Here is a 26,670-nt window from a genome sequence, read left to right on the forward strand (position 1 = left end):
TCCGAACGCGAACCGAGCACGATCCGACACGAACGGAGAACGACGATGACGTATGCGGTTGTGAACCCCGCCACCGGCGAGACCCTCGCCACCTACCCGGACGCCACCTCGTCGGAGGTCGAGGCCGCCGTCGCGGCCGCCCACGAGGCGGCCCAGACGTGGGGGCGCACCTCGACGCCCGCCGAACGCGCGGCGCTGCTGCGCCGCGTCGCCGAGCTGCACCGCGAGCGCCGCGACGAGCTCGCCGCGATCATCGTGCGCGAGATGGGCAAGCCGCTCGCCGCGGCCGAGGGCGAGGTCGACTTCGCCGCCGACATCACCGAGTTCTACGCCGATCACATCGACGAGATCACCGGCGACCGGCCCCTCGACATCCTGGGGGAGGGCACCGCCGTCATCCGCCGCTCGCCCCTGGGCGTGCTGCTGGGCATCATGCCGTGGAACTTCCCCTACTACCAGGTCGCCCGCTTCGCCGCGCCCAACCTGGCGATCGGCAACACGATCCTGCTCAAGCATGCGCCGCAGTGCCCCGAGTCGGCGGCGGCCATCGCGGCCATGTACGCCGAGGCGGGATTCCCCGTCGGCGCCTACGTCGACGTCCGCCTCACGAACGAGCAGGCCGCCGACGTGATCGCCGACCGTCGCGTGCACGGCGTCTCCGTCACCGGCAGCGAGCGCGCCGGCGCGGCGGTCGCCGAGATCGCCGGCCGCAACCTCAAGAAGGTCGTGCTGGAGCTCGGCGGCTCGGACCCCTTCATCCTGCTGTCCACCGACGACCTGGATGCCGCGGTGCAGGCGGCCGTCGATGCGCGCCTGGACAACAACGGTCAGTCCTGCAACGGCGCCAAGCGCTTCCTCGTCGCCGACGAGCTGTACGACGGGTTCGTCGAGCGCTTCGCCGCGGCCCTGCAGGCGGCGAAGGTCGGCGATCCGTTCGCCGAGGACACCGTGCTCGGACCGCTGTCGTCCCTGGCGGCCGCGGAGCGGCTGCAGGAGCAGGTCGACCGTGCCGTCGCGCAGGGCGCGACGGTGGTGACCGGCGGCACGCGCGACGGCGCCTTCTTCCCCGGCACCGTCCTCACCGGTGTCACCGCCGACATGGACGCCTACCGCGAGGAGTTCTTCGGTCCCGTCGGCGTCGTCTACCGCGTCAGCGGCGAGGACGAGGCCGTCGAGATCGCGAACGGCACCGAGTTCGGCCTCGGCTCGTACGTCTTCACGACCGACCCCGCGCAGGCCGCCCGCATCGCCGACCGCATCGACGCCGGTATGGTCTACGTCAACATCGTCCTCGCCGACTCGCCCGAGCTGCCGTTCGGCGGCGTGAAGCGCAGCGGCACGGGACGCGAGATGGGTCTGCTCGCCGCCGAGGAGTTCGTCAACAAGAAGCTCATCCGCATCGCGGGCTGAGCCCGGTCAGGCCGGCAGCACCGCCCGGACCTCGGCCGCCTCGGCGTGACGGCTGAGGCCCTCCAGGACGTCGCCCAGCTCGAGGGCGACGGCCTGTCGGAGGGCCTCGGCGTCGTCGGCGTGGTCGAAGGCGGCGCGGTAGACCGCCACGGCGTCGCCGGGCCGGCCGGCCTCGCGCAGCACGCGCGCCGCCAGCAGCTCCGACCCGCCCGCGCCGGCCGGGTCGCCCGCCGCCGCGAACGCGTCCGCGGCCTGCAGGGCGGTCGCGACGGCGTCGTCGACGTCTCCGCGGCCGATCAGCAGCCGCGCGCGGGTGTCGAGCACGTCCGCGACGAACCAGGCCGCCTCGTGGCGTCGGCCGAGCTCCAGAGCCTCGTCGACCAGGGCGAACGCCTCGTCGTCGCCGCGCTGCTGATGCGCCTGGGCGAGGGTGTGCAGGGCGTCGGCCAGCAGGCCCACCTCGTCGTCGTCGCCGCGGACGATGCCGACGGCCTCGGCGAGCACCTCGATCGCATCGTCCAGGGCGCCGAAGCGTCCGAGCAGGCGGCCCTGCTGCACGAGCGCGTACGCCCGGCCCGCGGCATCCTCGGCCTCCTCGCGGAGATCGGCGGTGTACGCCCACGCTCCCACGGCGTTGCCGTACTCCTCGGCCGCCTGCAGCGCCTGCGCCAGCAGCGCGGCGGTGAGGGCGCGCGAGGCCGGCTCGACGCCGCTCTCGCTCTCCTCGCGGAGCACCTCGTTCAGCGTGTCCACCGCCTCCGCGGCGAACCCGGCGGCGAGCATCGCGCGGCCCTGGCGGAAACGGACGTCCACGCTCGACAGGTCGGCGCCGTCGCGGCGCTCCGCGGCGACCCGGTAGCGGCTGACCGCCGCCGCGGGCGCACCGGCATCCTCGTGCAGCATCGCCGCGAGCAGGAAGGACTCCGAGACGATCACGTCGTCCACGCCGATCGAGACCGCGATCCGCGCCGCCTCGTCGGCGGCCGCGGCGCCCGCGGCGAACTCCTCGACGACACCGTGCAGCCGGGCACGGGTCACCAGGGCGCGCACGCGTCGGCCGTCGTCGACCGCGGGATCGGCCAGCAGCGCGTCGATGACCCGGATGGCGCCGGCCGCGTCGTCGGCGGCCGAGAGCGCGTCCGCCTCGAGCAGCCGCATGCCGTGGGCGCGGCGCACGTCGCCGGCCTCGGCGAACAGGGCCGCGGCATCGCGGGCCGGCGCCAGCGCGGCGTCGTGATCGCCCGTCCAGAGTCGGCCGATCGCGACCGTCGACAGCAGATCCGCCCGCTCGGCGATCCGATCCGCCGCCAGGGCGTCGAGCTCGTCCTGCACGCGCGGGAGCGACTCGACCAGGTCGACGCCGAACAGCACGAGTCCGAGCCGCTCCTCCAGTGCCTCCTGCACGTCCAGGCCCGCCTCCCGCAGGATGGCGCGCCGGTCCGCGAGCGCGGCGGACGCCTCGTCGGTGCGGCCGTACGAGGTGAGGGCGGAGACGAGGTGCGAGCTCAGAGCGACCCGTTCCTCCCCGACGGCGTCCGGGAGGGCGGCACGGATGGCGTCGATCGCGGTGCTCGATCCCGCGCTGGCGAGCACGAGCGCGCGCTCCACCCGCTGCTGCGGGGTCTGCGGCTCCTCGGCCGCGACCAGGGTCGAGAACTCGTGGGAGCGGATCGACACGTCGTAGCGCTCGGCCCCGCTCTCGCGCAGTCGCGCGAGAGCACGGGCATGCGCGTCGGTGCCGTTGCGCGCGTCGAACGCGGCGGCGATGCGGTCGGCTTCGGCCCACGCCCGCGCCGCCAGCTCGGCGGCCGACCACGGGCCGTCGTGCGGGCCGAGCACGGCCACCAGCTCGGCCGCCTCCGAGCCGCGCACGGGCGTGTCGGGGTGCCCGCCCGCGGCGACCGCGTCGAGGCCGACGGCGAACGCGGCCAGGGCGGTCTCGTGCGCCGCGGCATCCAGCCCGTCGTGCACCAGCCAGGGGAGGTGCTTCTCGACGAGGGCCAGGGTGCGGGCGTCGTTGCCGGTGACGGCGCAGAAGACCACGTTGTCCGCGATGATCGCGAGGTTCGCGGGGTTGTCCTTGGCCAGCCGATAGCTGCGCAGGTGCGCGGCGCGCGCCTCGTCCAGCATCCCGGCGCGCAGGTACGGCAGCAGGATGCGGGCGAGCGCGTGCTCCGGCTCCTCGCCGCACGAGAAGCCGCCCTCGATCATCTCCTGCACGAGGCGGATCGCGTCGTCCTCTCGTCCCGTCTCGGCGAAGAATCCGGCGAACTGACTGCGCACGCACGCGTCGCAGTGGCTGTAGTCGTCTCGCGGGGTCGCCTCCAGTCGCTGCTGCAGGGCAGCCGCCTCCTCGACGCGGCCCGCCGACCAGGCGTCCTCGAAGCGCGCCATGAGCACGCCCGACTCGCCGACGCCGGCGCGGCGGTAGTGCTCCGCCATGTCGTCGAGCACCGCCGCGATCTGCGCGGGGGCGAACTCGGGCGAGTTGGAGAGCGCGCCGGCCATCCACTTGTAGTGCCAGAGAAGGTCGCCGGCGGGTTCGAGCACGGCCGGGAAGAGCTCCGGGTCGGCGTCGTGATGGGCCAGGCACCACGCGAACGAGGTGAGCATCAGGTCGGTGTCGCCGGCCATGTTGGCGCTCGATGTCTGCCGCAGCCGGGCCTCGTACTCGAGCCGCTCGTCACCGCTCTCGCGCGCCAGCGACACGGCGTCCGCGACGAGCGCGCGTTCGGCGGGACCCCACGGCGTGCGGTCGATCTCGTCGAAGAGCGTGCGGACGCGGGAGGCGAAGCTGGTCATGATTCTCCTTCGGGGGATGCGGATGCCGCCGGGTCGTCGGCGTGCAACGCACGGCCGAGCAGCTCCGAGAGCGAGGTCGTCATCAGTGCGCGGTCGGCCGCGCCGAGCGGGTGGTGGCCGGCCAGCAGCGACTGGACGTACAGCAGGTGGATGCCGAGGTCGAACACCCGGCCGTCCGGGGCCGATCCGAGTCGGCGCACGAGCGCGTTGGTCCAGTTCAGACACAGCCGCGCGGCGGGGGCGCCGTCGGCGGGCGCGCCGCCGACGACCGCGGCGGCGCGATCGAGCACGCCGCCCCACAGCGCACCGCCGGCGCTGCGGGCACGGCCGCGATCGAGCGCGCGCAGCACGGCGGGGTCGGAGACGAACAGGCCGGGCAGCTCGCCGCGCGCGAAGGAGCGGACCATCACGTCGACGTCGGGCAGCGCCGCCGCCGCGCGGCGTTCCAGCTCCAACGCGGCGGCGCGGTCGTCCAGAGGCGGCAGATCGAGCCGGTCGATCTCGTCCAGCACCTCGATGCGCTCGACGGTGACGTGGGGGAAGACGTCGGGGAGGCGTCGGATCAGATCGGCGTCGTAGACGTAGCCGCCGTCGACCAGCACCCCGCCGTCGTCGATGACGCTCGCCACCTGGCGGAACTCGTCGACGGTCTCGGCGTAGCGCACGTGCGGGAAGCGGCGCACGAGCTCCTCGATCCGCAGCCGGCCCTGCGTGGTCTCCACCGACAGCCAGCGGACGATGAAGCGGGCGAGCTCGTCGTCGTGGCGCACGAGCGCCTTGAGGGCGACCTCGTGGATCGCGACGAACTGCGCGAGACGGGCGGGATCGCTCAGTGCGAGGTCGAGGATCCACCGACGGATGCCGTCGCCCAGCTCCCGACGGGTCTGCTCCAGCGCGTCGTCGTCGACCAGCGCCTCCCGGCTCGCGGTCGGGTGCAGTCCCTCCGAGTCGATGACGGCGCGCGCGAAGAACGCCCAGTCGGGGAGGATGTCGTCGGCGCGCTCGGTCAGCAGCATCCGGCGCAGGTACACGCGGGTGCTCTGCCGCGCCGACGGCGGCGGCGCGAACGGCAGCACGTAGGCGACACCGCGGGTCTGCGTCGCCGGCACCGTCAGCGCGATGACGTCCAGCGGTTCCGCACCGAGGAGGTCGCGGCCGTAGGCCAGCCGCGTCTCGCGGTCGGCGGACAGGAACGGCGGCGCGGTGGTGATCGTCGTCTCGCCGCCGGCGGGCAGGTCGACCGCGATCGTCACGGGCAGGTAGGCGGCGAAGGTCTCGGCGAGCTCGAGCACCGTCGCGGTCTCCACGAGGGCGCGCGTCTCGGCGCGGGGGGAGAGGTGCACGCTGGTGCCGACGGGGGTCTCCGGCGCGCCGGGGCCGACGGTGAAGGTGCCGTCGGAGCGGCCCACCCACTCGACGGCCTCGCCGGCGGCGGCGCTGCGCGAGCGGATGACGATGGTGTCGCAGACCATGAAGCACGACAGCATCCCGATGCCGAACTGGCCCAGGTAGTCGCCGCGCGGCAGGTCGAAGATGTCGCGCTTGGAGCTGCGCCCGACGGTCGCCAGCAGATCGGCGACCTCGGCGGCGGTGAGGCCGACGCCGTCGTCGCGGAGGACGAACTCGTCGGATGCCGCACTCACCGGCGTGATCCGCACGCGCCCGCCCCCGCCGTCGACGCCGCGGCGCGCGGCGATCGCGTCGACCGCGTTCTGCAGGAGCTCGCGCAGATACACGCGGGGGCCGGAGTAGATGTGCCGGCTGAGCAGATCGATGACTCCGCGCAGGTCGACCTGGAACTGATGGGCGGCGTTCTCGTTCAGCGTCATACCTCGGGGTGGAGCGTCGGGGATACCTCCAGGCTATTCGAGAATTTGCCCGGCGCGCGGGGGTGGCGCCGCGCGCGCCGGCGGAGCAGGATGAGGCCATGGACACCTCGGATGCGGTCAGCTTCCTCGATGACCGGCAGTGCTGGCAGCGGCTCGCCGAGCAGGAGCTCGGCCGCCTGGTCACCCACGTCGGCGACGTCCTGGACATCTTCCCGGTGAACTACATCCTCGACGGGGAGAGCATCGTCTTCCGCACCGCCGAGGGCAGCAAGCTGACCGAGCTCACGATCAACGACGGCGTGCTCTTCGAGGTCGACGAGTACAGCGACACCGACGCCTGGAGCGTGGTGGTGCGCGGTCACGCCCACCGCCTGACGACGGCCGACGACGTGCGCGCCGCGGACGAGCTCGGGCTGCGCCCGTGGATCCCGACGGTGAAGTACAACTACGTCCGCGTCGTGCCGGCATCCCTGTCCGGACGCGACTTCCGCCGGGGGCCGGAACCCGATCGGTACGGTGTGCAGGAGTACTGACGGTTCGCGCGTCCAGATGGCATGACGTACACTGGACAGTGCACTTGAAGTCTGCATTCTTTTGCCGTGCCCGCGTGGTTCCCGCGTGGTCCTCGAGCACGGGAGGCGGATTTCACCCTGGGATCCCCGGATCTCTAGGGCGGTAGCTCAATTGGCAGAGCAGCGGTCTCCAAAACCGCAGGTTGCAGGTTCGATTCCTGTCCGCCCTGCGCGTCAGCGATCAGTTGACACAGCAGGCGCGCCGGTCCACGCCGGCGCGGAAGCAAGTCCGAGAACGTCCGAGCACGTCACATGGGTGGGTACATGGTCCAGGAAGAGGCGCACGGCGAGGTCGTCGCAGCAGGCGGCACGCCCCGCGAGAAGAAGCTGAACTTCTTCCAGCGGATCGCGCTCTTCATCCGCCAGGTCTTCGGCGAACTCCGCAAGGTGGTCACGCCGACCCGCCAGGAGCTCCTGAAGTTCACCGGTGTCGTCCTCGGCTTCGTCGTCGTGATGATGGCCGTCGTGTACAGCCTCGACTTGCTCTTCACCTGGGTGGTGCAGGTCGTCTTCGGCGTGCCGAGCTGATCCAGCCGACGCCCGAGCTGTCACCGCACGACCCCCGAGGGAAGAGGACATACGTGTCTGAGAAGTACACCGACGACGTCGACTGGGCCACCGCCGCCGAGCAGTCCAGTGAAGACGACGAGGCGCAGGAGGGCAACGTCCTCGCCGCCGAGGAGCGCGCCTCCGCGCCCGCGGAGCACCTCGCCGTCCACGTGGTCGACGACGAGGACGCGGCCGTCGACGACGACGAGTACGACGACATCGACATCGAAGACCCGGAGGCAGACGCCATCGTGAACGACGCACTGGAGATCGACGAGGCCGCCGAGGCCGAAGCCGCCGCCGAGGTGCTCACCGACGCCCTCGCCGAGGAGGAGGCCGACGCGGCCGCTCACGCCGCCGAGGAGATCGCGCCCTACGACGGTCCCGACGTCAACGGCGAGCCCGACGCCCCCGTGCTGGACGAGGAGTTCGTCGCCGAGGTCGAGACCGCCGGCGAGGTGGTCGAGGCCGCCGAGGACGACGCCGACGCCGCACCCGAAGACCCCTACGAGGCGTTCCGCACCGAGCTGCGGTCGCTTCCCGGCAAGTGGTACGTCATCCACTCGTACGCGGGCTTCGAGCGCAAGGTGAAGGCCAACATCGAGCAGCGCAAGAACTCGCTCGAGGTCGAAGAGGACATCTACCAGGTCGAGGTCCCCATGGAGGACGTCGTCGAGATCAAGAACGGTCAGCGCAAGATGGTCACGCGCGTCCGGATCCCCGGCTACGTGCTCGTGCGCATGGAGCTCAACGAGGACACGTGGTCGGTCGTGCGTCACACGCCCGGCGTCACGGGCTTCGTGGGCAACGCCCACAACCCGACGCCGCTGCGTTTCGAGGAGGCCTTCAACATGCTGAAGTCCCTCGTGCAGGTCACCGAGACGGCGCCCGTCAAGGGCGGCGGGGCCAAGGGCTCCGCGACCCAGGCGCGCAGCGTCATCACCGAGGTCGACTTCGAGATCGGCGAGACGATCACGATCAAGGAGGGCTCGTTCGCGGGTCTTCCCGGCTCGATCAGCGAGATCAAGCCGGAGAGCGGCAAGCTCACGGTGCTCGTCTCCCTCTTCGAGCGCGAGACGCCGGTCGAGCTGTCGTTCGACCAGGTCACCAAGCAGTGATCGCCACCGGATGCCGCGGCATCCGGTAGAATCATCAGGTTGCGCACTCGTCGCGCGACCTCCCCACCACCTTTCGGGTCCGCCGATCGCGTGGAAGCGCGCCCCGATGCTCCGGCCACGGGCGCTCGACAGAAGGAAAGAGAATGGCACCCAAGAAGAAGGTGACCGGCCTGATCAAGCTTCAGATCAACGCCGGTGCCGCCAACCCGGCGCCGCCGATCGGCCCCGCGCTCGGTCAGCATGGCGTCAACATCATGGAGTTCTGCAAGGCGTACAACGCCGCGACCGAGTCGCAGCGCGGCAACGTCATCCCCGTGGAGATCACCGTCTACGAGGACCGCAGCTTCACGTTCATCCTGAAGACCCCGCCCGCCGCGGAGCTCATCAAGAAGGCCGCCGGCGTGCAGAAGGGCTCCAAGACCCCGCACACCGTCAAGGTGGCGAAGCTCACCAAGGACCAGGTCCGTCAGATCGCCGAGACGAAGATGCCCGACCTGAACGCGAACGACATCGAGGCCGCCTCGCTGATCATCGCCGGCACCGCCCGCTCCATGGGCATCACGGTCGAGGACTGAGGGGGAACGCACAATGGCTAAGTCCAAGGTTTACGAAGCAGCCGCGGCGAAGATCGACCGCGACAAGTTCTACACGTCCACCGAGGCCGTGAAGCTCGCGAAGGAGACGGGGTCGAAGAAGTTCGACTCGACCGTCGAGGTCGCCCTCAAGCTCGCGGTCGACCCGCGCAAGGCGGACCAGATGGTCCGCGGCACGGTCATCCTCCCGCACGGCACGGGCAAGACCGCCCGCGTCATCGTGTTCGCGACGGGCCCGGCCGCCGAGGCCGCCATCGCCGCGGGCGCGGACGAGGTCGGCGGCGCCGAGCTCATCGAGAAGGTCGCCGGCGGCTGGACCGCGTTCGACGCGGCCGTCTCCACGCCCGAGCTCATGGGCCAGGTCGGACGCCTCGGCAAGGTCCTCGGTCCCCGTGGCCTCATGCCGAACCCCAAGACCGGCACCGTGACCCCCAACCCGGCCAAGGCCGTCGAGGAGATCAAGGGCGGCAAGATCGAGTTCCGCGTCGACAAGCACGCCAACGTGCACTTCGTCGTCGGCAAGGCCTCCTTCACGGCCGAGCAGCTGGAGGAGAACTTCACCGCCGCGGTCGAGGAGATCGTGCGCCTGAAGCCCTCGAGCTCGAAGGGCCGCTACATCCAGAAGGGCGCCGTGTCGACCACGTTCGGCCCCGGCATCCCGCTGGACGTCAACTCCCTGGTCTGATCCTCGGATCGACCTCACGACGGGGCTCCACCTTCGGGTGGGGCCCCGTCGTCGTCTCAGCCGTCCCGGCGGATCTCGAAGACGCCGGAGCCCTCGGGCGCGATCTGCTCGACCTGCACGTCGTCGACCCAGCCGCCGCGCGGGCCGCGGCGGGCCCAGTCCACGACGTCGGCCACGGCCGCATCGCTGCCCTCCACCTCGGCCTCGACGCTGCCGTCGGGGCGATTGCGCACCCATCCGGTGGCGCCGACGCGCGCGGCGACGGCTTCCATCGTGAATCGGTACCCGACGCCCTGCACGCCGCCGCGGGCGACGAGGTGGACACGCATCATCCCCCCATCCTGCCCGCACCGGCTCAGCGGGGCCAGACGAGGCTCACCGCGAGGGCGATCATCACGACCGCGATCACGCCGTCGACGATGCGCCAGGAGCGCGGCGTGGCCAACCGGCGCCCCAGATGACGGGCGCCGAGGGCGAGCGAGAAGAACCAGAGGACGGATGCCGCGGCGGCCCCCGCGGCGAACCACCAACGGTCCGCGCCGTGCGTGTTCGCGACGGAGCCGAGGAGGAACACGGTGTCGAGGTAGACGTGCGGGTTGAGCCAGGTGAGCGCGAGGCACGTCAGGACGATCGGTGCGAGCCGCGGCGCGCGCTCGGCGTCGCGCGGCCCCTCGTCGGACACCTGCAGCGCCGCGTCCGACGGACGCAGCGCGCGGCGCGCCGCGAGCAGCCCGTAGCCGCCGAGGAAGAGGGCGCCCGCCCACCGCACGGCGTCGATGAGCCAGGGGACGGCGTGCAGGATCGCGCCGACGCCGGAGACGCCGACCGCGATGAGCACGGCATCCGACAGTGCGCACACGAGGGCGACGGCCACCACCCGCTCGCGGCGGATGCCCTGGCGCAGCACGAAGAGGTTCTGCGCGCCGATCGCGACGATGAGCGACAGGCCGAGGCCGAAACCGGCGAGGACGGTGGGGAGCACGGCTTCGACGCTAGGAGGATCGTCGTGATCAGTCCAGGTAACGATTCTCACGCCTCGTAAGCTGAGCTTATGTCCCGCATCTCGCCCGAGCTGGCGCTCACCCTCGCGACGGCCGTCGAGGAGGGGACGCTGGAAGCCGCCGCGCGTCGACTGCACCTCACCCCCTCCGCCGTCAGCCAACGCATCCGGGCGCTCGAGGACGCGCTCGGACAGGTGCTCCTCGTGCGGACGAAGCCGGTGCGCGCCACTTCGGCGGCGCACGGTGTCGTCCGCTACGCCCGCCAGCTCGCGCTCCTCGAGGCCGACGCGATCGCGCAACTGGGCGCGGATGCCGCCACGACGCGCGTGCCCCTCGCCGTGAACGCGGACTCCCTGGCGACCTGGTTCCTCGCCCCGCTGGCGCGGTTGAGCGCGCGCCACCCGGTGGTCTTCGACCTGCACCGCGACGACCAGGACTTCACGGCGGGCCTGCTCGAGTCGGGCACGGTGATGGGGGCGGTCACCTCGCGTGAGCAGCCCGTCGGCGGATGCCGGGTCAGCCCGCTCGGGGAGCTCGTCTACGAGGCGGTCGCGACCCCGGCCTTCCGCGATCGGTGGCTGACCGGCGACGCCGACGGCGACCGCGACGGGCTGCGGCGGGCGCCGGTGATCGACTTCGACCGCCGCGACGACCTGCAGACGCGCTGGTTGACGGCCCGGGGCGTGGACCCCACCGCCCCGCCGCGCCACCGCGTGCCCGCGTCGCACGACTTCGCGACGGCCGTCCAACTCGGGTTGGGATGGGCTCTGCTGCCGCGCCTGCAGTCGCGCGAGGCCCTCGCCTCCGGCGCCCTCGTGCCGCTGGGCGGACCAGAGGTCGCGGTGGCGCTGTTCTGGCAGCAGTGGAACCTGCGCTCGCCCCTGCTCGACGCGGTGGCGGGGGAGATCGTCGCGGAGGGACGCCGCGTGCTGTCGCGGTGAGTCAGCAGTCGCCGACCGCGAGGACGATCTTCCCGCGGGTGTGACCCCGCTCCACCTCGCGGTGCGCCGTCGCGGCCTCGCCCAGGTCGTAGACGTGGTCGACGAACACGCGGATCGCGCCCGAGTCGAGCAGACGCGCCAGCGTCGCCAGGACGGTGCCGTCGGGGACCACCTTGTACGAGGTGGTCCGCACGCCCGCGGCCGCGGCGGCATCCGCGTACTGCGGCCAGCCCCCGGTGGGCACGAGGACGTACAGGCCGCCCGGGCGCAGCACGCCCAGCGACCGGGTGCCCGTGTCGTCGTGCACGTTGCCGACGAGGTCGATGACGACGTCGACGGTGCCGACGACGTCCTCGAAGCGCGTGGTCGCGTAGTCGATGGCGACGGATGCCCCCAGCTCGCGCAGCCACGCGAGGTTGCCGGCCGATCCGGTGGCGATCACCTGCGCGCCGAAGTAGGCGGCCAGCTGCACCGCGAAGTGGCCCACACCGCCCGATCCGGCGTGGATGAGCACCCGCTGGCCCTCGTGGGCGTGCGCGGTCTCGACGACGAGCCCCCATGCGGTGAGCGCCGCCAGCGGCACGGCCGCGGCCTCGGCGTGGGAGAGCGACGCGGGCTTGCGCGCGACGGAGAGGGTGGGCACCACGACGTAGTCCGCGTACGATCCGCCGGAGCGGGGGAAGGGGGTCATCCCGAACACCTCGGTGCCGGGAGGGAACGGGTGCGACTCGTAGGGCGCCGAGACGACGACGCCGCTGAAGTCGAAGCCGAGCGTGCTCGGGAACGCGTCGATGGCCCCCGACACCCCCGCGCCGGAGCGGGTCTTGGCGTCGATGGGATTGACCCCGGCGGCGACCACGCGCACGAGGAGCTCGCTCAGCACGGGAGCCGGCACGGGGATCGTGGCCTCGTGCAGCACCTCCGCGCCGCCGACCTCGTCGAAGACCATCGCGCGCATGTCCCGGGGGATCTCGGGGACGGGGGCGGTGTGGGCGGCATCCGCTGCCGCGGCGCCCCGCAGAGGCCGGAATCGGGTGAGACGGTGAGAGACCATCGGGTCGCTCCTTCCCGTGCGTGTCGGCGTTGGCTGCACGTGCGGCCGGGGAGGCGTGGTGCCCCCGTGCCGACCAGTCAACCCCGGGGATGTCTCCGCCGTGTTACGCGAGTGCTACCGGGCCGCTAAGCGTCGTCAGCGGCGCGTGACGCTCTCGCCGAGCGCATGCAGCAAGCGGGTCAGCGCGTGGATGTCGTCGAGGGGCCAGTCCACGATCGCATCCAGCAGCAGGCCCTGCTGCGGGGCCCGCGCGGCCTCGAGGCGCCCCCGGCCCTCGGCCGTGGCGGACAGCAGGCTCGAGCGGCCGTCGGCGGGGTCGGGGGCGCGCGAGATGAGGCCGAGGCTCTCCAGCTCGCGGATCGTCCGGCTCAGCTGGCCCTTGTCCATCATGAGGTGATCGGCGAGCGTGGACAGGGTCACGCCGTCGCGGCGGGCGATGGTCGTGAACACCTTGTACGCGCCCGGCAGCAGGCCCGGGCTCACCCGGTTCGCGATCTCGCTGATCACCCGTTGGAAGCGGGTGATCAGCTCCCCGAACTCGGCCTCCAGCTCCCGCACCGCGTCGGTACGGGAGCTGGAGGCTGCGGAGGTCTCAGCCATCGTCGCGGGTTCCCGTGCGCACGGTGCGCACCGATCCGGTCGCGGTCAGCGTCTCCATGGCCTCCGGGACGGAGACGGTCGCGAGGTCGGCCTCGCTCGCCTGCAGGCGCTCGACGGTGGTCATCGTCGTGAGCGGCTTGTTGGGGAGGAAGACGATCGCGATCAGCGAGATCACGGCGAAGGGGACGGCGATCAGGAAGGAATGGGAGATGCCGTTGGCGTAGATGTCCTCGAACACGACACGAAGCGTATCGGGCATCGCCGAGACCTTGGGCAGCGATCCGGACTGCAGCTGCTGCCCCCAGTACTGGGCCTGGTCGCCGAGCCCCATCACGGCGGCGGTGATCTCCTCCTTGCGCTCGGCGACGAGGTCGACCACGCGCGCGGCGAGGGCGGCGCCCATGACCGAGACGCCGATGGTCCCGCCGAGGCTCCGGAAGAACGTCACACCGGAGCTCGCGACACCGATCTCCTCCGGACGGGTCGTGTTCTGCACGACCAGCACGAGGTTCTGCATCGTCATGCCCACGCCCGCACCGAGCAGGAACATGTACACCGAGACGAGGAAGAAGTCCGTGTCGTAGTGGATCGTCGACAGCAGCGACGAGCCGGCGATCAGCAGCACGGCGCCGACGATGAGGTACGGCTTCCACGTGCCGTAGCGGGTCACCAGCGTGCCGACGCCGACCGAGGCGACCAGGAGGCCGCCGATCATCGGGATCGTCATGAGCCCGGCCTCGGTCGGGGTCGCCCCGCGCGCCAGCTGCATGTACTGGCTGAGGAACACCGAGGCGCCGAACATGGCGATGCCGGTGGCGATGGAGGCGATGACCGACAGCGTGAACGTGCGGTTGCGGAACAGCGTCAGCGGCACGAGCGGCTCGCGCGAGCGCAGCTCGACGATGACGAACAGGATCGCGGCGAGGATCGCGCCGCCGACCATCAGCACCGTCGTGAGGCTCCACCAGTCGTTGTTGCCGAGATCCCACCAGTCGCCGGTCTTGGTCGTGCCGGCGTTGGTGACCCAGACCAGCAGCAGCGAGACGGCGGCCGACAGCAGCACGATGCCGAGGTAGTCGATCGTCGTCTTCTTCTTCGGGCGGGCCGGCACGTGCAGGGTCGCCTGGACGAGCACGAGGGCGACGACGGCGACCGGAAGCGAGACGAAGAAGTTCCAGCGCCAGCCCCAGGCATCCGTGATCACACCGCCCAGCAGCGGCCCGCCGATCGTGGCGAGCGCCATCACCGCGCCGAACAGGCCCATGTAGCGGCCGCGCTCGCGCGGGCTGATGATGTCGGCCATGAGCACCTGGCTGAGCGCGGCGAGGCCGCCGGCGCCGATGCCCTGCACGGCGCGGAACGCGATGAGCATCTCGGGGCTCTGCGAGAATCCCGCGGCGGCGGTCGCGAGCACGAAGATCACGATCGCGAGCTGGTAGAGCACCTTGCGGTTGGTGAGGTCGGCGAGCTTGCCCCAGATGGGGGTCGAGATCGCCGTCGTGAGCAGGGTCGCCGTGACGACCCACGTGAAGGCGGCCTGGTTGCCGTCGAGGTCGTGGATGATCACGGGCAGCGAGCTGGAGACGACGGTCGAGGCCAGCATGGACACGAACATGCCCAGCAGCAGACCGGACAGGGCTTCGAGCACCTGCCGATGGTTCATGCGCGGTGCGCCGTCGGTGAGGGTTTCTGACATAGGGGTGCTTCCTGGAAGTGCGGCGATGCGGAGGAGTCGCCGGGGGCGATGGGATGGTTGATCTCAGTCAACGTTTGAGCTGGGTCAACTATATGAGCAACGTTGACCTGCGTCAACTATTCCCGACCCGGCTCTGCCCGTGCCGAGGCCCCGGCATCCGGCGGGCGGTCAGTCGGCGAGGGCGAGGGCGCGGAACGGCTCGCGGGCGCGCGGTGCGGCGGCATCGGCCGGCGCCGCACCGGCCCGGCGCGCGGTGGTGCGGCGGTAGAGCTCGTCGATCAGCTCGGTCGCGAGGCGCACGAGGTTGCCGATCTCCCGCTCGTCGCGGTCGACCCAGGCGCACCGGGGCTCGTCGCCGACGGGCACGAACCCGTCGTGCTCCTCCCACACGACCAGGGTGCGCTCGGCACCCAGCACGTGCTGCTGCCACCACACCTGACGCAGGTAGGTGCGGGGGATCGAGCGCCACGTCTTGTTCGTGGTCTTGATCTCCGCGAGCACGACACGACCGTCCTGATCGACCGTGATGCCGTCGGGGGTCGCGAGGTGGCGCTTCTCGACGACGGCGTGGAAGAGGGCCGACGAGGGGTGGATGCCGTGCGTCGCCGCGACCCAGGCGGCGATCTCCGGCTCGCGGCGACGTCCGTGGTCGGTGTACGCGTTGCCCGAGAAGCCGCGCCCGGCGCCGAGCTTGGCGTCGGCCGCGCGCGCGATGGCGGCGGGACTCGTCAGCTGAGCGACATCCGTCGCGGTGATGCCGCGCGAGCGGGCGCGCATCCAGCCCACGCGGTCGCGCGAGTCGGCGACGATGCGGGAGGCCAGTTCCGGAGCGATGCGTGCGAAGGCCTCCGGAGTCATGACATCGAGGCTAACCCGCGCCGTCGACAGCCGGGCCCCGCGACACCCGCGCCGCCCGGATTTGGCGACGGTGCCGGCGTCGCCTATGCTGGGGGAAGCCAAAGACCGCTGGTCTCGGCGTGCGCGCAAGCGGATGCCGACGAAGCTCTGCATCGCAGGGGCCCGCGCAGGTGTCACAGACAGTACCGGGAAACCGGACACGAAGCTCCGTGCGCTTGCGCCGGAGCTTTTTCTCGTTGTGCGGGGTCCGTATCGCAGGACAGCCGGTCGAGGCCGACGCTCCGCCACCGCGGGGTGTCACGTTCACATCAAGGAGTGACCATGGCGCAGAAGGATGCATCGGTCGCCGAGCTCACGAAGAACTTCGAGAACTCGACTGCCGTTCTGCTGACCGAGTACCGCGGTCTGACGGTCGCCCAGCTCAAGCAGCTGCGCAACAGCATCCGTCAGGACGCGAGCTACGCCGTGGTGAAGAACACGCTGACCAAGATCGCCGCGAACAACGCGGGGATCACGGCGCTGGACGAGGACCTCAAGGGCCCCTCGGCCGTCGCGTTCGTGCACGGCGACTTCGTCGCCACCGCGAAGGCTCTGCGTGACTTCGCCAAGGCCAACCCGCTTCTCGTGATCAAGGGCGGCGTCTTCGAGGGCAACGCCCTGAGCGCCGACGAGGTCAACAAGTACGCCTCCCTGGAGAGCCGTGAGGTTCTGCTGGCGAAGGCGGCGGGCATGATGAAGGCGACGATGGGCAAGGCTGCGGCCACCATCGACGCGCTTCGCGAAAAGCTGGAGACCGCCGAGGCCGCGTAAGCGACCGGCGAGCTCTTTCCCATACACCCCACCCATCTAGGAGATACATCATGGCGAAGCTCACCACTGAGGAGCTGCTCGAGCAGTTTGCCGGCCTGACCCTCGTCGAGCTCAGCGAGTTCGTGAAGGCGTTCGAGGAGAAGTTCGACGTCACCGCTGCCGCCCCCGTCGCCGTCGCCGGCGCCGCGGGTGCCGCGGGTGGCGCCGAAGAGGTCGAGGAGAAGGACTCCTTCGACGTCATCCTCGAGGCCGCCGGCGACAAGAAGATCCAGGTCATCAAGACGGTCCGCGAGCTCACCTCGCTCGGCCTCGGCGAGGCCAAGGCCGTCGTCGACGGTGCCCCCAAGGCCGTGCTCGAGGGCGCGAACAAGGAGACCGCCGAGAAGGCGAAGGCTGCCCTCGAGGAGGCCGGCGCTTCGGTGACCATCAAGTAATCAGCTCTTCTCGAAGAACTGCAGCGAAGACCCCCGGGCTCGGCCCGGGGGTCTTCCGCGTCCGTGCGGCGCGCTCAGACCCGCTCGACGCCGTCGCTGATCGGGGCCGTGGAGCTGCGCACGACGAGCCGGGCGGGAAGACGCAGCTCGGTGCGCGCGCGGCCCGGCTCGGCGATCTCGGACAGCAGCACGCCCACGGCGGCCCGGCCCTGTTCCCGCGGCACCTGCTGGAGCGTGGTGAGGGCGAACATGTCGGCGAACTCGTGGTCGTCGATCCCCACGACGCTCAGCGCCGACGGCACCTGGATGCCGAGGCGACGGGCCGCGATGATCGCGCCGATCGCCACCTCGTCGCAGACGCCCACGATGGCGGTCGGGCGGCGGCGCGTGTCGCTGAGCAGATCGGCGGAGGCGGCGTAGCCGTCGGGCAGCGTCACCTCGGAGTGCGCGTGCCGGGCGAACTGCGACAGGCCCGCCTCGCGCATCGCGTGGCGGTAGCCGGCGAGCCGCTCCTGGTCGACGTGCGCCCAGTGGCTCTCGGGAGCGCCGCCCACGAACGCGATGTCGCGATGGCCGAGGGCGATGAGGTGCTCGGTGGCCCGCCGCGCCGCATCCGCGTCGTCCACCGCGACGACGCTGGTCAGCTCGCTCGAGCCGACGACGCTGACGATCGGGCGGTCGATGCGCGTCAGACGCTCGAGCTCGTGGTCCACCGGTTCCAGGCCCACCGCGATCAGGCCGTCGAACCTCTTGCGCGCCAGGAAGTCGTCGAAGATCCGGGCGCGCCCGTCGGTGCCGGGCTTCGCGTCGTACAGGGTGAGGTCGAGGCCGCGTTCCAGCAGCGCCTGCTGGATGCCCTCGAGCACCTCGGCGAAGAACCAGCGGTTGACGTAGGGCATGACGACGCCGACGTTCTGCGTGCGGCCCGTCGCGAGTCCGACGGCCCCGGCGGACGGGACGTAGCCCAGCTCGGCGGCCGCCGCGCGCACCCGCGACTTCGTGCTCTCGGATACGTAGCCGGCGCCGCTCAGGGCACGACTGGCGGTGGCCTTCGAGACGCCCGCGTGGGCGGCGACCTCCGCTATGCCCGCCATCGGCGCTCCTCCTCGAGCTGATCGATCGTCTTTCTCACGGTTCAGTATGGAACCGGTTGCTCTCATCTTCGTGGCGGCGCGTTCCGCGCGATAGTTGTCGTTATCGGGTTGTGACAATCGCTGCCTTGTGTCGTGGGAGCGTGTCCAATAGCTTTGCCTGGAATCGGTTCCGGGAAGGAACCGTGTGCACAGGAATCATCCGAGCACTCAATGAGGAGGAATCACATGGGGATGTCACGGCGGCGCTGGATTGCGCCTCTTGCCGTCATGGGCGTGGCGGCGTTCGCTCTCGCCGGCTGCGCCGAAGGCGGCAGCAGCGGCGGCAGCACAGGGGGATCGGCAGCGGCCGGGGGCACCGTGCGGATCGCGGGCGGTATCACCGGTTCTGAGGCCGACGCCCTGCAGAAGGTCTTCGACGACTGGAGCAAGACCAGCGGGGTCACCGTGGAGTACACGGGCGACAAGAGCTTCGAGGCCAACATCGTCACGAAGGTGACCGGTGGCGATGCTCCCGACATCGCGATCGTGCCGCAGCCGGGTCTGCTGAAGACCCTCGTCGGCACGGGCGACGTGAAGGCGGCACCGAAGGCCGTCGAAGACAACGTCGACGCCAACTGGTCGCCCGACTGGAAGAAGTACGGCACGATCGACGGCACGTTCTACTCGGCGCCGATGCTCGCCAACATCAAGGGCTACGTCTGGTACTCGCCGGCGAAGTTCAAGGAGTGGGGCGTCGAGATCCCGAAGACGTGGGACGAGCTGCTCACGCTGACCAAGACGATCCAGGAGAAGACCGGGGCGGCGCCCTGGTGCGCCGGCTTCGAGTCCGGCGGCGCGTCGGGCTGGCCCGGCACCGACTGGGTCGAGGACCTCGTGCTGCGCCAGTCGGGTCCCGAGGTGTACGACCAGTGGGTCGACGGCACCGTGAAGTTCACGGACAAGCCGATCTCCGACGCGTTCACCGCGGTCGGCGACATCCTGCTGAACCCGTCGTACGTCAACGCCGGCTACGGCGACGTCAAGAGCATCAACAGCACCGCGTTCGGTGACGTCGCGGCGAAGGTGGCGGACGGCTCCTGCCCGATGACCCACCAGGCGTCGTTCCTCACGGCCAACTTCCTGACCGTGAAGACGGCATCGGGTGAGACCCCGAAGGTCGCGCCCGACGGTGACGTCTACGCCTTCGTGCTCCCCGGCTACAAGGAGGGCTCGGCCACGATCGAGGTCGGTGGCGAGTTCGTCGCCGGCTTCTCCGACAGCGAGGCCACGCAGAAGGTGCTCGAGTTCATGTCCAGCCCCGAGTTCGCCGACGCCCGCGTCAGCGAGGGCGGCGCCATCTCGGCCAACCTCAAGGCGGACCCGAGCAAGGCCTCGAGCGAGTTCCTCACCGAGGCGATGAAGCTGCTGCAGGACCCGAACACCACGGTCCGCTTCGACGCGTCGGACCTCATGCCCGCCACGGTCGGCTCCGGCTCGTTCTGGAAGGGCATGGTCGACTGGATCGACGGCAAGGACCAGGCCACGGTCCTCAGCGACATCCAGGCCGGCTACAACAACTAGTCACACCCACCGCGTGACACCGCGGGCGGGATGCCGAGGCCTCGGCATCCCGCCCGCGGTGCCCGCCCTCGTCGTCACCCACGTCCCGCGTCCGCCGAAGCACACGGAGGCTCATCGATGTCCGCAACAACCACCGCGCCCGCGCGATCCCAGACGGATGCCCCGAAGCCTCCGCCGGGCCGGCGCCGCGCCTTCTCTCCCCGCGTCACCGCGGGTATCGCGACCGGCGCGCTCGTCGTCGTCCTCGCGCTCGTCGTCCTGCTGCTGCTGAGCGCACCCGTCGAGGATCCCGCCAAGATCGTCATCCCGGGCGTCTCGCTCACCGCGTTCTTCCAGTGGCTCGGCGTCATGGGGCCGATCGTCCAGATCCCGATCATCCTGATCGTCTTCGGTGCGGTCGTCGGCGTGCTCCTGCTGCTGATCGAGTACGCGCCGCGCCCCGGTCGCCTCTACTTCTGGATCCGCCTCGTCGCGTGCTTCGCCATCCCGGTGATCGCGCTGATGCTGCTGCGGCCCTACGCGAACGCGTTCATCTACGTGCTCGGCATCGCCCTGGTCTCCGGCGGCGCGCTGTTCCTGCTGGACTACCGTGCGCGCAAGGGCGCCGGCTACCTCTTCCAGCTCGTGCTGTTCGCCGCTCCCGCCGCGGTGCTGCTGCTGATCGGTCTGATCTACCCGTTCATCGCCACGTTCGTGCAGTCGTTCTACGACAAGACGGGCGCCGAGTTCGTGGGCTTCGAGAACTACGTGTGGGTGTTCACGCAGCCGGAAGGCACGTGGTCGGTGATCAACACCGTCATCTGGGTGCTGATCTGCCCCACCATCGCCACGATCGTCGGGCTCGCCTACGCGGTGTTCATCGACCGTGCCGCGGGGGAGCGGTTCCTGAAGGTGCTGATCTTCATGCCGTTCGCCATCTCGTTCGTGGGCGCCGGCATCATCTGGAAGTTCATGTACGACTACCGGCAGGGCGATCAGCTGGGTCTGCTCAACGCGATCATCACGGCTTTCGGCGGCGACCCCGTCGCCTGGCTGAGCGTGACGCCCCTGATCAACAGCCTGCTGCTGATGGTGGTGTTCATCTGGAGCCAGACGGGCCTCGCCATGGTCATCCTCTCGGCGGCCATCAAGGCGGTCCCGCCGGAGCAGATGGAGGCCGCCGAGCTCGACGGCGCGAACGCCTGGGACAGGTTCCGCAACGTCACGGTGCCCGGCATCCGCTCGTCGATCGTCGTCGTGGTGACCACCGTGGCCATCGCGGCGCTGAAGATCTACGACATCGTCGCGGTCATGACCGGCGGTCGCGCCAACACCTCGGTGCTCGCCTTCGAGATGGTCAACCAGCAGCAGCGCTTCCAGAGCTACGGCCACGCGGCGGCGCTGGCGGTCGTGCTGTTCATCTTCGTCACGCCGCTGATCGTCTTCAACATCATCCAGATCCGCAAGCAGAGGGAGATCCGATGAGCACCGGCGTCGACGTCATCGAGCCCGTCACCGACACCCGTTCGGCACGGCAGGTCTCCCGCGACACGCGCAAGCACGAGGCGATGGCGCGCAAGCGCCTGTCGTCGAAGGGCGCGACGATCGCGGCACTCATCATCGCGATCTTCTGGACCATCCCCACGTTCGGCCTGTTCGTCACGTCGTTCCGCCCCGGATCGGACGTGCAGAGCACCGGCTGGTGGACGGTGTTCACCGACCCGTCGTTCACGCTGGAGAACTACCAGAAGGCGCTGACCTCCGGCGGCACCGCCCTGACGCTGGGGGAGTCGTTCCTCAACTCGCTGGCGATCACGATCCCGGTCGTCTTCTTCGCCCTCGCGGTCGCCTCGCTGTTGGCCTACGCGTTCGCGTGGATCGACTTCAAGGGTCGCAACCTCGCCTTCATCGCGGTGTTCGCGTTGCAGATCGTGCCGCTGCAGATGGCTCTCGTGCCGCTGCTGAGCCTGTTCTCCCGCGGCATGACGATCGGCGACGTGACCGTCTTCCCGGCCCTCGACCTCCGCGGGCTCGAGCACAGCTTCGCGACGGTCTGGATCGCGCACACGATCTTCGCCCTGCCGCTGGCGGTGTTCCTGCTGCACAACTTCATCGCGGAGATCCCCAGCGAGGTCATCGAGGCGGCGCGGGTGGACGGCGCCGGACACGGGCAGATCTTCTTCCGGATGATCCTGCCGCTGGCCGCGCCCGCGCTGGCGTCCTTCGCGGTGCTCGAGTTCATCTGGGTGTGGAACGACCTGCTCGTCGCGACGATCTTCGCGCCGTCGTCGTCGCTGCCGATCACCCAGTCGTTGAACTCGCTGTCGGGCACGTGGGGCGACCAGTGGTTCCTGCAGGCCGCCGGTACGTTCATCTCGATCATCGTGCCGCTGGTCGTGTTCTTCGCCCTGCAGCGCTTCTTCGTGCGGGGGCTCCTCGCGGGGGCGACGAAGGGCTGATCGTTCGGCACCGCCCTTCGGGGGAGCGGCGCGGAACTCGTGGGGACACGAGCCGCGCCGCTCCTTTAGTGTGAAGCCATGACCAGCCCCGCGCAGGACGTCGGCGTCGAGCTCGAAGAGGTGGACCCGGCCGTCGGCCTCCGCGCCGACGAGGTCGCCGCGCGCATCGCGGACGGGCGCTCCAACGCCTATCGGGCCGAGACGAGCCGCAGCGCCGCCAGCATCGTGCGCGCGAACGTGTTCACCCTCTTCAACGGCATCGTCTTCGCGTGCTTCGGCATCCTGTTCGCCCTCGGCCGCTGGCAGGACGCCCTCTTCGGCTTCGCGGCGGTGGCCAACGCCGTCATCGGCTCGGTGCAGGAGTTCCGCGCGAAGGCCGCGCTCGACAAGCTCGCGCTGCTCAACGCCGCCGCCGCGCGCGTGCGCCGCGACGGGACCGAGCAGGAGGTGGCGCAGACGGAGGTGGTGCTGGGCGACATCCTGGTGCTGCGCGCCGGCGACCAGGTGCCGGCCGATGCCCGGATCGTGGGCTCGCGCGGCCTGCAGATCGACGAGTCGATGCTGACCGGCGAGTCGGATGCCGTGGACAAGCGCCCCGGCGACGAAGCGCTGTCCGGGTCGATCGTCGTCGGCGGCGACGGCGACGCGCAGGTCATCCGCGTCGGGGCCGACGCCTACGCGAACGCGTTCGCCGACGAGGCGAAGCGGTTCTCGCTGGTGGGCTCCGAACTGCGCGACTCGATCAACCGCGTGCTGACCTGGGTCGGGTGGGGGATCGGTCCGATCGGACTGCTCGTGCTGAACGCCCAGATGCAGGTCGCGGGCGGCTGGCGCGCCGCGTGGGAGACCGGCTCGTGGGTGCAGGCGGTGGTGAACACGATCGCCTCGCTCACCGCGATGATCCCGCTCGGGCTCGTGCTGATGACGTCGATCACCTTCGCGGTGGGCGCCGCACGCCTGGCCGCCCGGCAGGTGCTCGTCAACGAGCTGCCCGCCGTGGAGGGCCTCGCCCGGGTCGACGTCATCTGCCTGGACAAGACGGGCACGCTCACCGAGGGCGAGATCGTCTACGACGACGCGTTCCTGCTCGACGAGGTCGACGGCTGGCGCCGCACGCTGGGCTGGTACGGCGCCGCGCCCGACGCCAATGCGACCGCACGCACCCTGCGCGAGCCGTTCGCCGCCGATGCCGCCGCGCGCCCCCGCGTGGCGGCGGAGACCATCGCGTTCTCGTCGGCCCGCAAATGGAGCGCCGTCTCGTTCGACGCCGACGGCGACGCCGCCGGCACGTGGGTGCTCGGCGCGCCGGAGATGGTGTTCGGCGCGGCCGCGAGCGACGTCGCCGACCCGCTCGGCTCCGCGGTGGTCGCGCGCGCCTCCACCGGCCGCCGCACCCTCGTGCTCGCGTATGCGGCGAGCGTGCTCAGCGCCGACGACGCCGAGCACGAGCGACTGCCCGAGGGGCTGGGGCCCGTGGCGGTGCTGACCTTCCGCGAGAAGGTGCGCGCCGACGCCGCCCAGACGCTCGAGTACTTCCGCGCCCAGGGGGTCGGCATCCGCATCATCTCCGGCGACAACCCGCGTACGGTCGCGGCGATCGCGCGCGAGGTCGGCGTGGATGCCGCGGAGGGCTACGACGCCCGCGAGCTCCCCGACGACGACGCCGCGCTCGCCGAGGTGCTGGAGCAGCACACCGTCTTCGGTCGGGTGAGCCCCGATCAGAAGAAGCGGATGGTCGTCGCGCTGCAGTCGAACGGGCACACCGTCGCCATGACCGGCGACGGGGTCAACGACGCGCTCGCGATCAAGACGGCCGACATCGGCATCGCGATGAACTCGGGCGCCGCGGCCACGAAGGCCGTCGCCCGCCTCGTGCTGCTCGACGGGCGCTTCTCGCACCTTCCCGACGTCGTCGCCGAGGGGCGGCAGGTGATCGCGAACATCGAGCGCGTCTCGATGCTGTTCCTCACCAAGACCACGTACGCGACCCTGCTGGCGCTGCTCTTCGGGCTCCTGCTGCTCGAGTTCCCCTTCCTGCCGCGGCAGTTGTCCATCACCGATGGGCTGACGATCGGCATCCCCGCCTTCTTCCTCGCCCTCATGCCGAACGCGCAGCGCTACATCCCCGGGTTCCTGCGTCGCTCGCTGAGCTTCGCGATCCCGACCGGGGTCATTGTGGCGCTGACCCTCACCGCGTACACGCTCGTCGTCCGCGGCGCGGGCATCGAGGTCGACGAGCTGCGCACGGGCGCCACCATCATCCTCGCCGTCGTCGGCATCTGGATCCTCGCCGTGCTCAGCCGCCCGCTCAACCGCTACAAGGGCGCCGTCGTCGGGGGGATGTTCGTCGCCCTCGTCGTCATCTTCTCCGTCGCGCTGTCGCGGTCGTTCTTCCTGCTGGTCGATCCCGGTCAGGTCACCGCGGTCGTGGTGACCGGCGCGTGCGTGGCCGCGATCGTGCTGATCGAGGTCGTGCGCGCGATCCAGCGCCGCTACGTCGCGCGTGCCGTCGCCGATGCGGCTCCGGCGCATGCCGTCTCGCACACGCGGGAGGTCTCGCGTCCGGTGCCGGTCACGATCGCCGTCGCGCTGGTCTACCTCGGCGGTCTGGCCAGCGCCATGTTCGGCATCCTGTTCCTGCTCAGCCGTTACGACGTACCGGGGTCGATGGTGATGAGCGTGTCGCTGATCGGTGTCGGGATCGTGCTGTTCGGCCTGCTGTCCGTGGCCGCCGCGTCGGGACTGGCCCGGAGCAGCGGGCTGTCGCGGCTGTTCGTGAGCGTGCTCGCTCTGGCGCTGATCGCGCTGCAGGCGTGGAGCCTCGCGGTCGACCACGACTGGGACGGGTGGTCGCTCGCCCAGATCGCCGTCCACGCGCTCGTGCTCGCCGCGCTGTGGGCGCCTCCCGCGCACCGCTTCTTCCGGCCCGTGCTCCACGCGAGCTGAGAGAGGATCGACATGAGCGAGCTCATCGTGACCGGCGGAGCGGTGTTCGACGGCGTGGAGCGCATCGACGCAGAGGCCGTGGGCGTGCGCGACGGCGTCATCGTCGCCGTCGGCGCGCGCGACGAGGTGCGCCGCGGGCTGCCGCACGCCGACGAGCTGGATGCCGCGGGCGGTCTCATCGCGCCCTCCTTCGCCGATGCGCACGTGCACCTCGGCCTCGTCGCCCTGGAGGGCCTCGACTGCACCCTCGACGACACCGGCTCGGAGCGGGGATGCCTCGAGCGCATCCGCGCGCACGCCGAGGCGCTCGCCGACCCGCAGGCATGGGTGCGCGGAGGCGGCTGGCGCGCCGAGTGGTTCGCCGGCGGCACGCCCTCGCGCGCGGCGCTCGACGCCGTCGTGCCCGACCGTCCGGTGCTGCTGCTCGACAGCGACCGGCACGGCGCGTGGGCCAACTCGCGCGCCCTTGCCCTCGCCGGGATCGACCGGACCACGCCCGACCCGCCCGACGGGCGCATCGTGCGGGATGCCGACGGCGAGCCGCAGGGCACCCTGAGAGAGGGCGCCGTCGACCTGGTGGGCCGCATCGCCCCGCAGCCGGGCCCCGACGCGCTCGCCCCCGGCATCCGGACGGCCGCCGACCATCTGCTCTCCCTCGGCGTCACGGGCTGGCAGGAGGCGGCGCTCGCCTCGTTCGGCAGCATCCCGGACTTCACCGACGCGTACCTCCTCGCGCTCGCCGCGGGCATGCGCGGGCGCCCCACCGGTGCGGTCTGGGTGCCGCGGGACCTGACGGTCGACGCCGTCGCGGAATTCGTCGCCGGCCTGCGGGAGCGCGCCGATCGAGCGGATGCCACGGGTTTCTCCACCCGCACGGCCAAGCTCATGCTCGACGGCATCGTCGAGTCGAAGACGGCCGCACTTCGCGGGGGCTACCCGGACGGATCGCGCGGGCTCAGCTACTTCCCCGACGAGGTCGTCCACGCCGTCGTCGCGCAGGTGAACGCGGCCGGCATCCCGGTGCACGTGCACGCCATCGGCGACGCCGCGGTCGCCCAGGCGCTGGACGCCTTCGCCGCGGCGGGGCCCGCACCCCACGGCGTGCGCAACCACATCGCGCACGTGCAGGTCGTCGATCCCGCCGACGTCCCGCGGTTCGCCGCGACCGGGACGACCGTCAACGCGCAGGCGCTCTGGGCGTGCCGCAGCGAGGTGATGCGCACCGTCACCGCTCCGCTGCTCGGTCCGCAGCGCAGCGCGTGGCAGTTCCCGTTCGGGTCGCTGTGGCGCTCGGGCGCGGCGCTGGCGATGGGATCGGACTGGCCCGTGTCGGCGCCCGATCCGTGGGCCGCGATCGGCGTCGCCGTCACGCGGAGGGAGGCGGACCATCCCGACGTCGACCCGCTGGGCGCCGACGAGTCCCTGCCGCTGGCGGTGGCCCTCGCGGCGTACACGAGCGGCTCGCACGCGCTCATCGGCGACGGGGCGGCGGGCCGGATCCGCGTCGGCGCCGCCGCCGATCTGGCGATCGCCGACCGTGACCCGTTCGCCGGCGCCGACGACGAGATCGCCCGTACCCGCAACGCTTGGACGATCGCGGCCGGGCACGTCATCGACGCGCGGCGGCACTCCGCCTCCGCCGACGTCTCGGCGCAGGCCTGTCCCGCCTGCGCCTGAGAT

Annotated in this window: 23 protein-coding genes and 1 tRNA gene; 15 read left to right on the forward strand and 9 right to left on the reverse strand. The window is 71.1% G+C overall.

Annotated elements, in window-relative coordinates:
• Positions 1-45 precede the first annotated feature (45 nt).
• Complete coding sequence (locus L0965_RS04025) at positions 46-1,410, forward strand: NAD-dependent succinate-semialdehyde dehydrogenase (RefSeq protein WP_101305748.1); 1,365 nt, start codon at positions 46-48, stop codon at positions 1,408-1,410.
• Positions 1,411-1,416: 6 nt separating this feature from the next.
• On the opposite strand, the gene L0965_RS04030 is transcribed toward L0965_RS04025, so the two are convergent.
• Both L0965_RS04030 and L0965_RS04035 read right to left on the reverse strand, forming a co-directional pair.
• The gene (locus L0965_RS04030; RefSeq protein ID WP_101305749.1) at positions 1,417-4,212 is read right to left on the reverse strand and encodes a hypothetical protein; all 2,796 of its coding nucleotides are present in this window, start codon (positions 4,210-4,212) and stop codon (positions 1,417-1,419) included.
• Positions 4,209-6,041 (reverse strand): HSP90 family protein, encoded by a 1,833-nt coding sequence (locus L0965_RS04035; RefSeq protein WP_101305750.1) that lies wholly within the window; start codon positions 6,039-6,041, stop codon positions 4,209-4,211. The genes L0965_RS04030 and L0965_RS04035 overlap by 4 nt, the downstream gene beginning before the upstream one ends.
• 98 nt (positions 6,042-6,139) lie before the next feature.
• Here L0965_RS04035 and L0965_RS04040 point away from each other — a divergent pair, with 98 nt between their 5' ends.
• The 6 genes from L0965_RS04040 to rplA all read left to right on the forward strand — a co-directional run bounded on the left by L0965_RS04040 (position 6,140) and on the right by rplA (position 9,558).
• On the forward strand, positions 6,140-6,574 hold the full coding sequence (locus L0965_RS04040) for a pyridoxamine 5'-phosphate oxidase family protein (protein ID WP_060959214.1): 435 nt from the start codon (positions 6,140-6,142) through the stop codon (positions 6,572-6,574).
• Positions 6,575-6,710: 136 nt separating this feature from the next.
• Positions 6,711-6,783 (forward strand) — tRNA-Trp (locus L0965_RS04045).
• Positions 6,784-6,877: 94 nt separating this feature from the next.
• Positions 6,878-7,141 carry a preprotein translocase subunit SecE gene (gene secE, locus L0965_RS04050; protein ID WP_167626531.1) on the forward strand — a complete coding sequence of 88 codons (264 nt, stop codon included), beginning with the start codon at positions 6,878-6,880 and terminating at the stop codon, positions 7,139-7,141.
• A 53-nt stretch (positions 7,142-7,194) separates the two neighbouring features.
• The gene (gene nusG / locus L0965_RS04055; RefSeq protein ID WP_101305751.1) at positions 7,195-8,280 is read left to right on the forward strand and encodes a transcription termination/antitermination protein NusG; all 1,086 of its coding nucleotides are present in this window, start codon (positions 7,195-7,197) and stop codon (positions 8,278-8,280) included.
• Positions 8,281-8,423: 143 nt separating this feature from the next.
• Positions 8,424-8,855 (forward strand): 50S ribosomal protein L11, encoded by a 432-nt coding sequence (gene rplK / locus L0965_RS04060; protein ID WP_005050009.1) that lies wholly within the window; start codon positions 8,424-8,426, stop codon positions 8,853-8,855.
• 13 nt (positions 8,856-8,868) lie between these two features.
• The gene (gene rplA, locus L0965_RS04065) at positions 8,869-9,558 is read left to right on the forward strand and encodes a 50S ribosomal protein L1 (RefSeq protein WP_005050012.1); all 690 of its coding nucleotides are present in this window, start codon (positions 8,869-8,871) and stop codon (positions 9,556-9,558) included.
• A 56-nt stretch (positions 9,559-9,614) separates the two neighbouring features.
• On the opposite strand, the gene L0965_RS04070 is transcribed toward rplA, so the two are convergent.
• Together L0965_RS04070 and L0965_RS04075 are read right to left on the reverse strand one after the other, a co-directional pair.
• Positions 9,615-9,890 (reverse strand): acylphosphatase, encoded by a 276-nt coding sequence (locus tag L0965_RS04070; protein ID WP_101305752.1) that lies wholly within the window; start codon positions 9,888-9,890, stop codon positions 9,615-9,617.
• 23 nt (positions 9,891-9,913) lie between these two features.
• Positions 9,914-10,540 (reverse strand): LysE/ArgO family amino acid transporter, encoded by a 627-nt coding sequence (locus L0965_RS04075; RefSeq protein ID WP_101305753.1) that lies wholly within the window; start codon positions 10,538-10,540, stop codon positions 9,914-9,916.
• A 69-nt stretch (positions 10,541-10,609) separates the two neighbouring features.
• Here L0965_RS04075 and L0965_RS04080 point away from each other — a divergent pair, with 69 nt between their 5' ends.
• Positions 10,610-11,500 (forward strand): LysR family transcriptional regulator ArgP, encoded by an 891-nt coding sequence (locus L0965_RS04080; RefSeq protein WP_101305754.1) that lies wholly within the window; start codon positions 10,610-10,612, stop codon positions 11,498-11,500.
• Between the two features lies 1 nt (position 11,501).
• Here the strand turns inward: L0965_RS04080 and L0965_RS04085 are convergent, their stop codons facing one another.
• From L0965_RS04085 to L0965_RS04100, 4 genes are all read right to left on the reverse strand, one after another.
• The gene (locus tag L0965_RS04085) at positions 11,502-12,554 is read right to left on the reverse strand and encodes an NADP-dependent oxidoreductase (RefSeq protein WP_101305755.1); all 1,053 of its coding nucleotides are present in this window, start codon (positions 12,552-12,554) and stop codon (positions 11,502-11,504) included.
• A gap of 135 nt (positions 12,555-12,689) precedes the next feature.
• Positions 12,690-13,154 (reverse strand): MarR family winged helix-turn-helix transcriptional regulator, encoded by a 465-nt coding sequence (locus L0965_RS04090; protein WP_060959208.1) that lies wholly within the window; start codon positions 13,152-13,154, stop codon positions 12,690-12,692.
• The gene (locus L0965_RS04095; protein WP_101305756.1) at positions 13,147-14,850 is read right to left on the reverse strand and encodes an MDR family MFS transporter; all 1,704 of its coding nucleotides are present in this window, start codon (positions 14,848-14,850) and stop codon (positions 13,147-13,149) included. Before L0965_RS04095 ends, L0965_RS04090 begins: the two co-directional genes overlap by 8 nt.
• A 168-nt stretch (positions 14,851-15,018) precedes the next feature.
• A complete protein-coding gene (locus L0965_RS04100) occupies positions 15,019-15,708 on the reverse strand; it encodes a YqaJ viral recombinase family protein (RefSeq protein ID WP_198553677.1) in 690 nt (229 codons plus the stop codon).
• 321 nt (positions 15,709-16,029) lie between these two features.
• On the opposite strand from L0965_RS04100, the gene rplJ reads away from it, so the two are divergent.
• Positions 16,030-16,518 (forward strand): 50S ribosomal protein L10, encoded by a 489-nt coding sequence (rplJ, locus tag L0965_RS04105; protein ID WP_060959206.1) that lies wholly within the window; start codon positions 16,030-16,032, stop codon positions 16,516-16,518.
• Positions 16,519-16,568: 50 nt separating this feature from the next.
• Positions 16,569-16,952 (forward strand): 50S ribosomal protein L7/L12, encoded by a 384-nt coding sequence (gene rplL, locus L0965_RS04110; protein ID WP_060959205.1) that lies wholly within the window; start codon positions 16,569-16,571, stop codon positions 16,950-16,952.
• 74 nt (positions 16,953-17,026) lie between these two features.
• On the opposite strand, the gene L0965_RS04115 is transcribed toward rplL, so the two are convergent.
• Positions 17,027-18,046, reverse strand: a complete 1,020-nt coding sequence (locus tag L0965_RS04115) for a LacI family DNA-binding transcriptional regulator (protein ID WP_101305757.1) — start codon at positions 18,044-18,046, stop codon at positions 17,027-17,029.
• A 225-nt stretch (positions 18,047-18,271) separates the two neighbouring features.
• On the opposite strand from L0965_RS04115, the gene L0965_RS04120 reads away from it, so the two are divergent.
• The 5 genes from L0965_RS04120 (at position 18,272) to L0965_RS04140 (ending at position 26,667) form a co-directional block, all read left to right on the forward strand.
• The gene (locus L0965_RS04120; protein WP_101305758.1) at positions 18,272-19,606 is read left to right on the forward strand and encodes an ABC transporter substrate-binding protein; all 1,335 of its coding nucleotides are present in this window, start codon (positions 18,272-18,274) and stop codon (positions 19,604-19,606) included.
• 117 nt (positions 19,607-19,723) lie between these two features.
• On the forward strand, positions 19,724-21,070 hold the full coding sequence (locus L0965_RS04125) for a carbohydrate ABC transporter permease (RefSeq protein ID WP_101305759.1): 1,347 nt from the start codon (positions 19,724-19,726) through the stop codon (positions 21,068-21,070).
• Positions 21,067-22,044: a carbohydrate ABC transporter permease gene (locus L0965_RS04130; RefSeq protein WP_060959201.1), complete on the forward strand. Its 978-nt coding sequence runs from the start codon at positions 21,067-21,069 to the stop codon at positions 22,042-22,044. The genes L0965_RS04125 and L0965_RS04130 overlap by 4 nt, the downstream gene beginning before the upstream one ends.
• A 78-nt stretch (positions 22,045-22,122) precedes the next feature.
• Positions 22,123-24,990, forward strand: a complete 2,868-nt coding sequence (locus L0965_RS04135; RefSeq protein WP_101305760.1) for an HAD-IC family P-type ATPase — start codon at positions 22,123-22,125, stop codon at positions 24,988-24,990.
• Positions 24,991-25,002: 12 nt separating this feature from the next.
• Positions 25,003-26,667: an amidohydrolase gene (locus L0965_RS04140; RefSeq protein WP_101305761.1), complete on the forward strand. Its 1,665-nt coding sequence runs from the start codon at positions 25,003-25,005 to the stop codon at positions 26,665-26,667.
• The last annotated feature ends 3 nt before the right edge of the window (positions 26,668-26,670 follow it).

The sequence above is a fragment of the Microbacterium sp. NFH-22A-Y genome (genome assembly GCF_021401375.1).
Taxonomy (GTDB): domain Bacteria; phylum Actinomycetota; class Actinomycetes; order Actinomycetales; family Microbacteriaceae; genus Microbacterium; species Microbacterium hominis.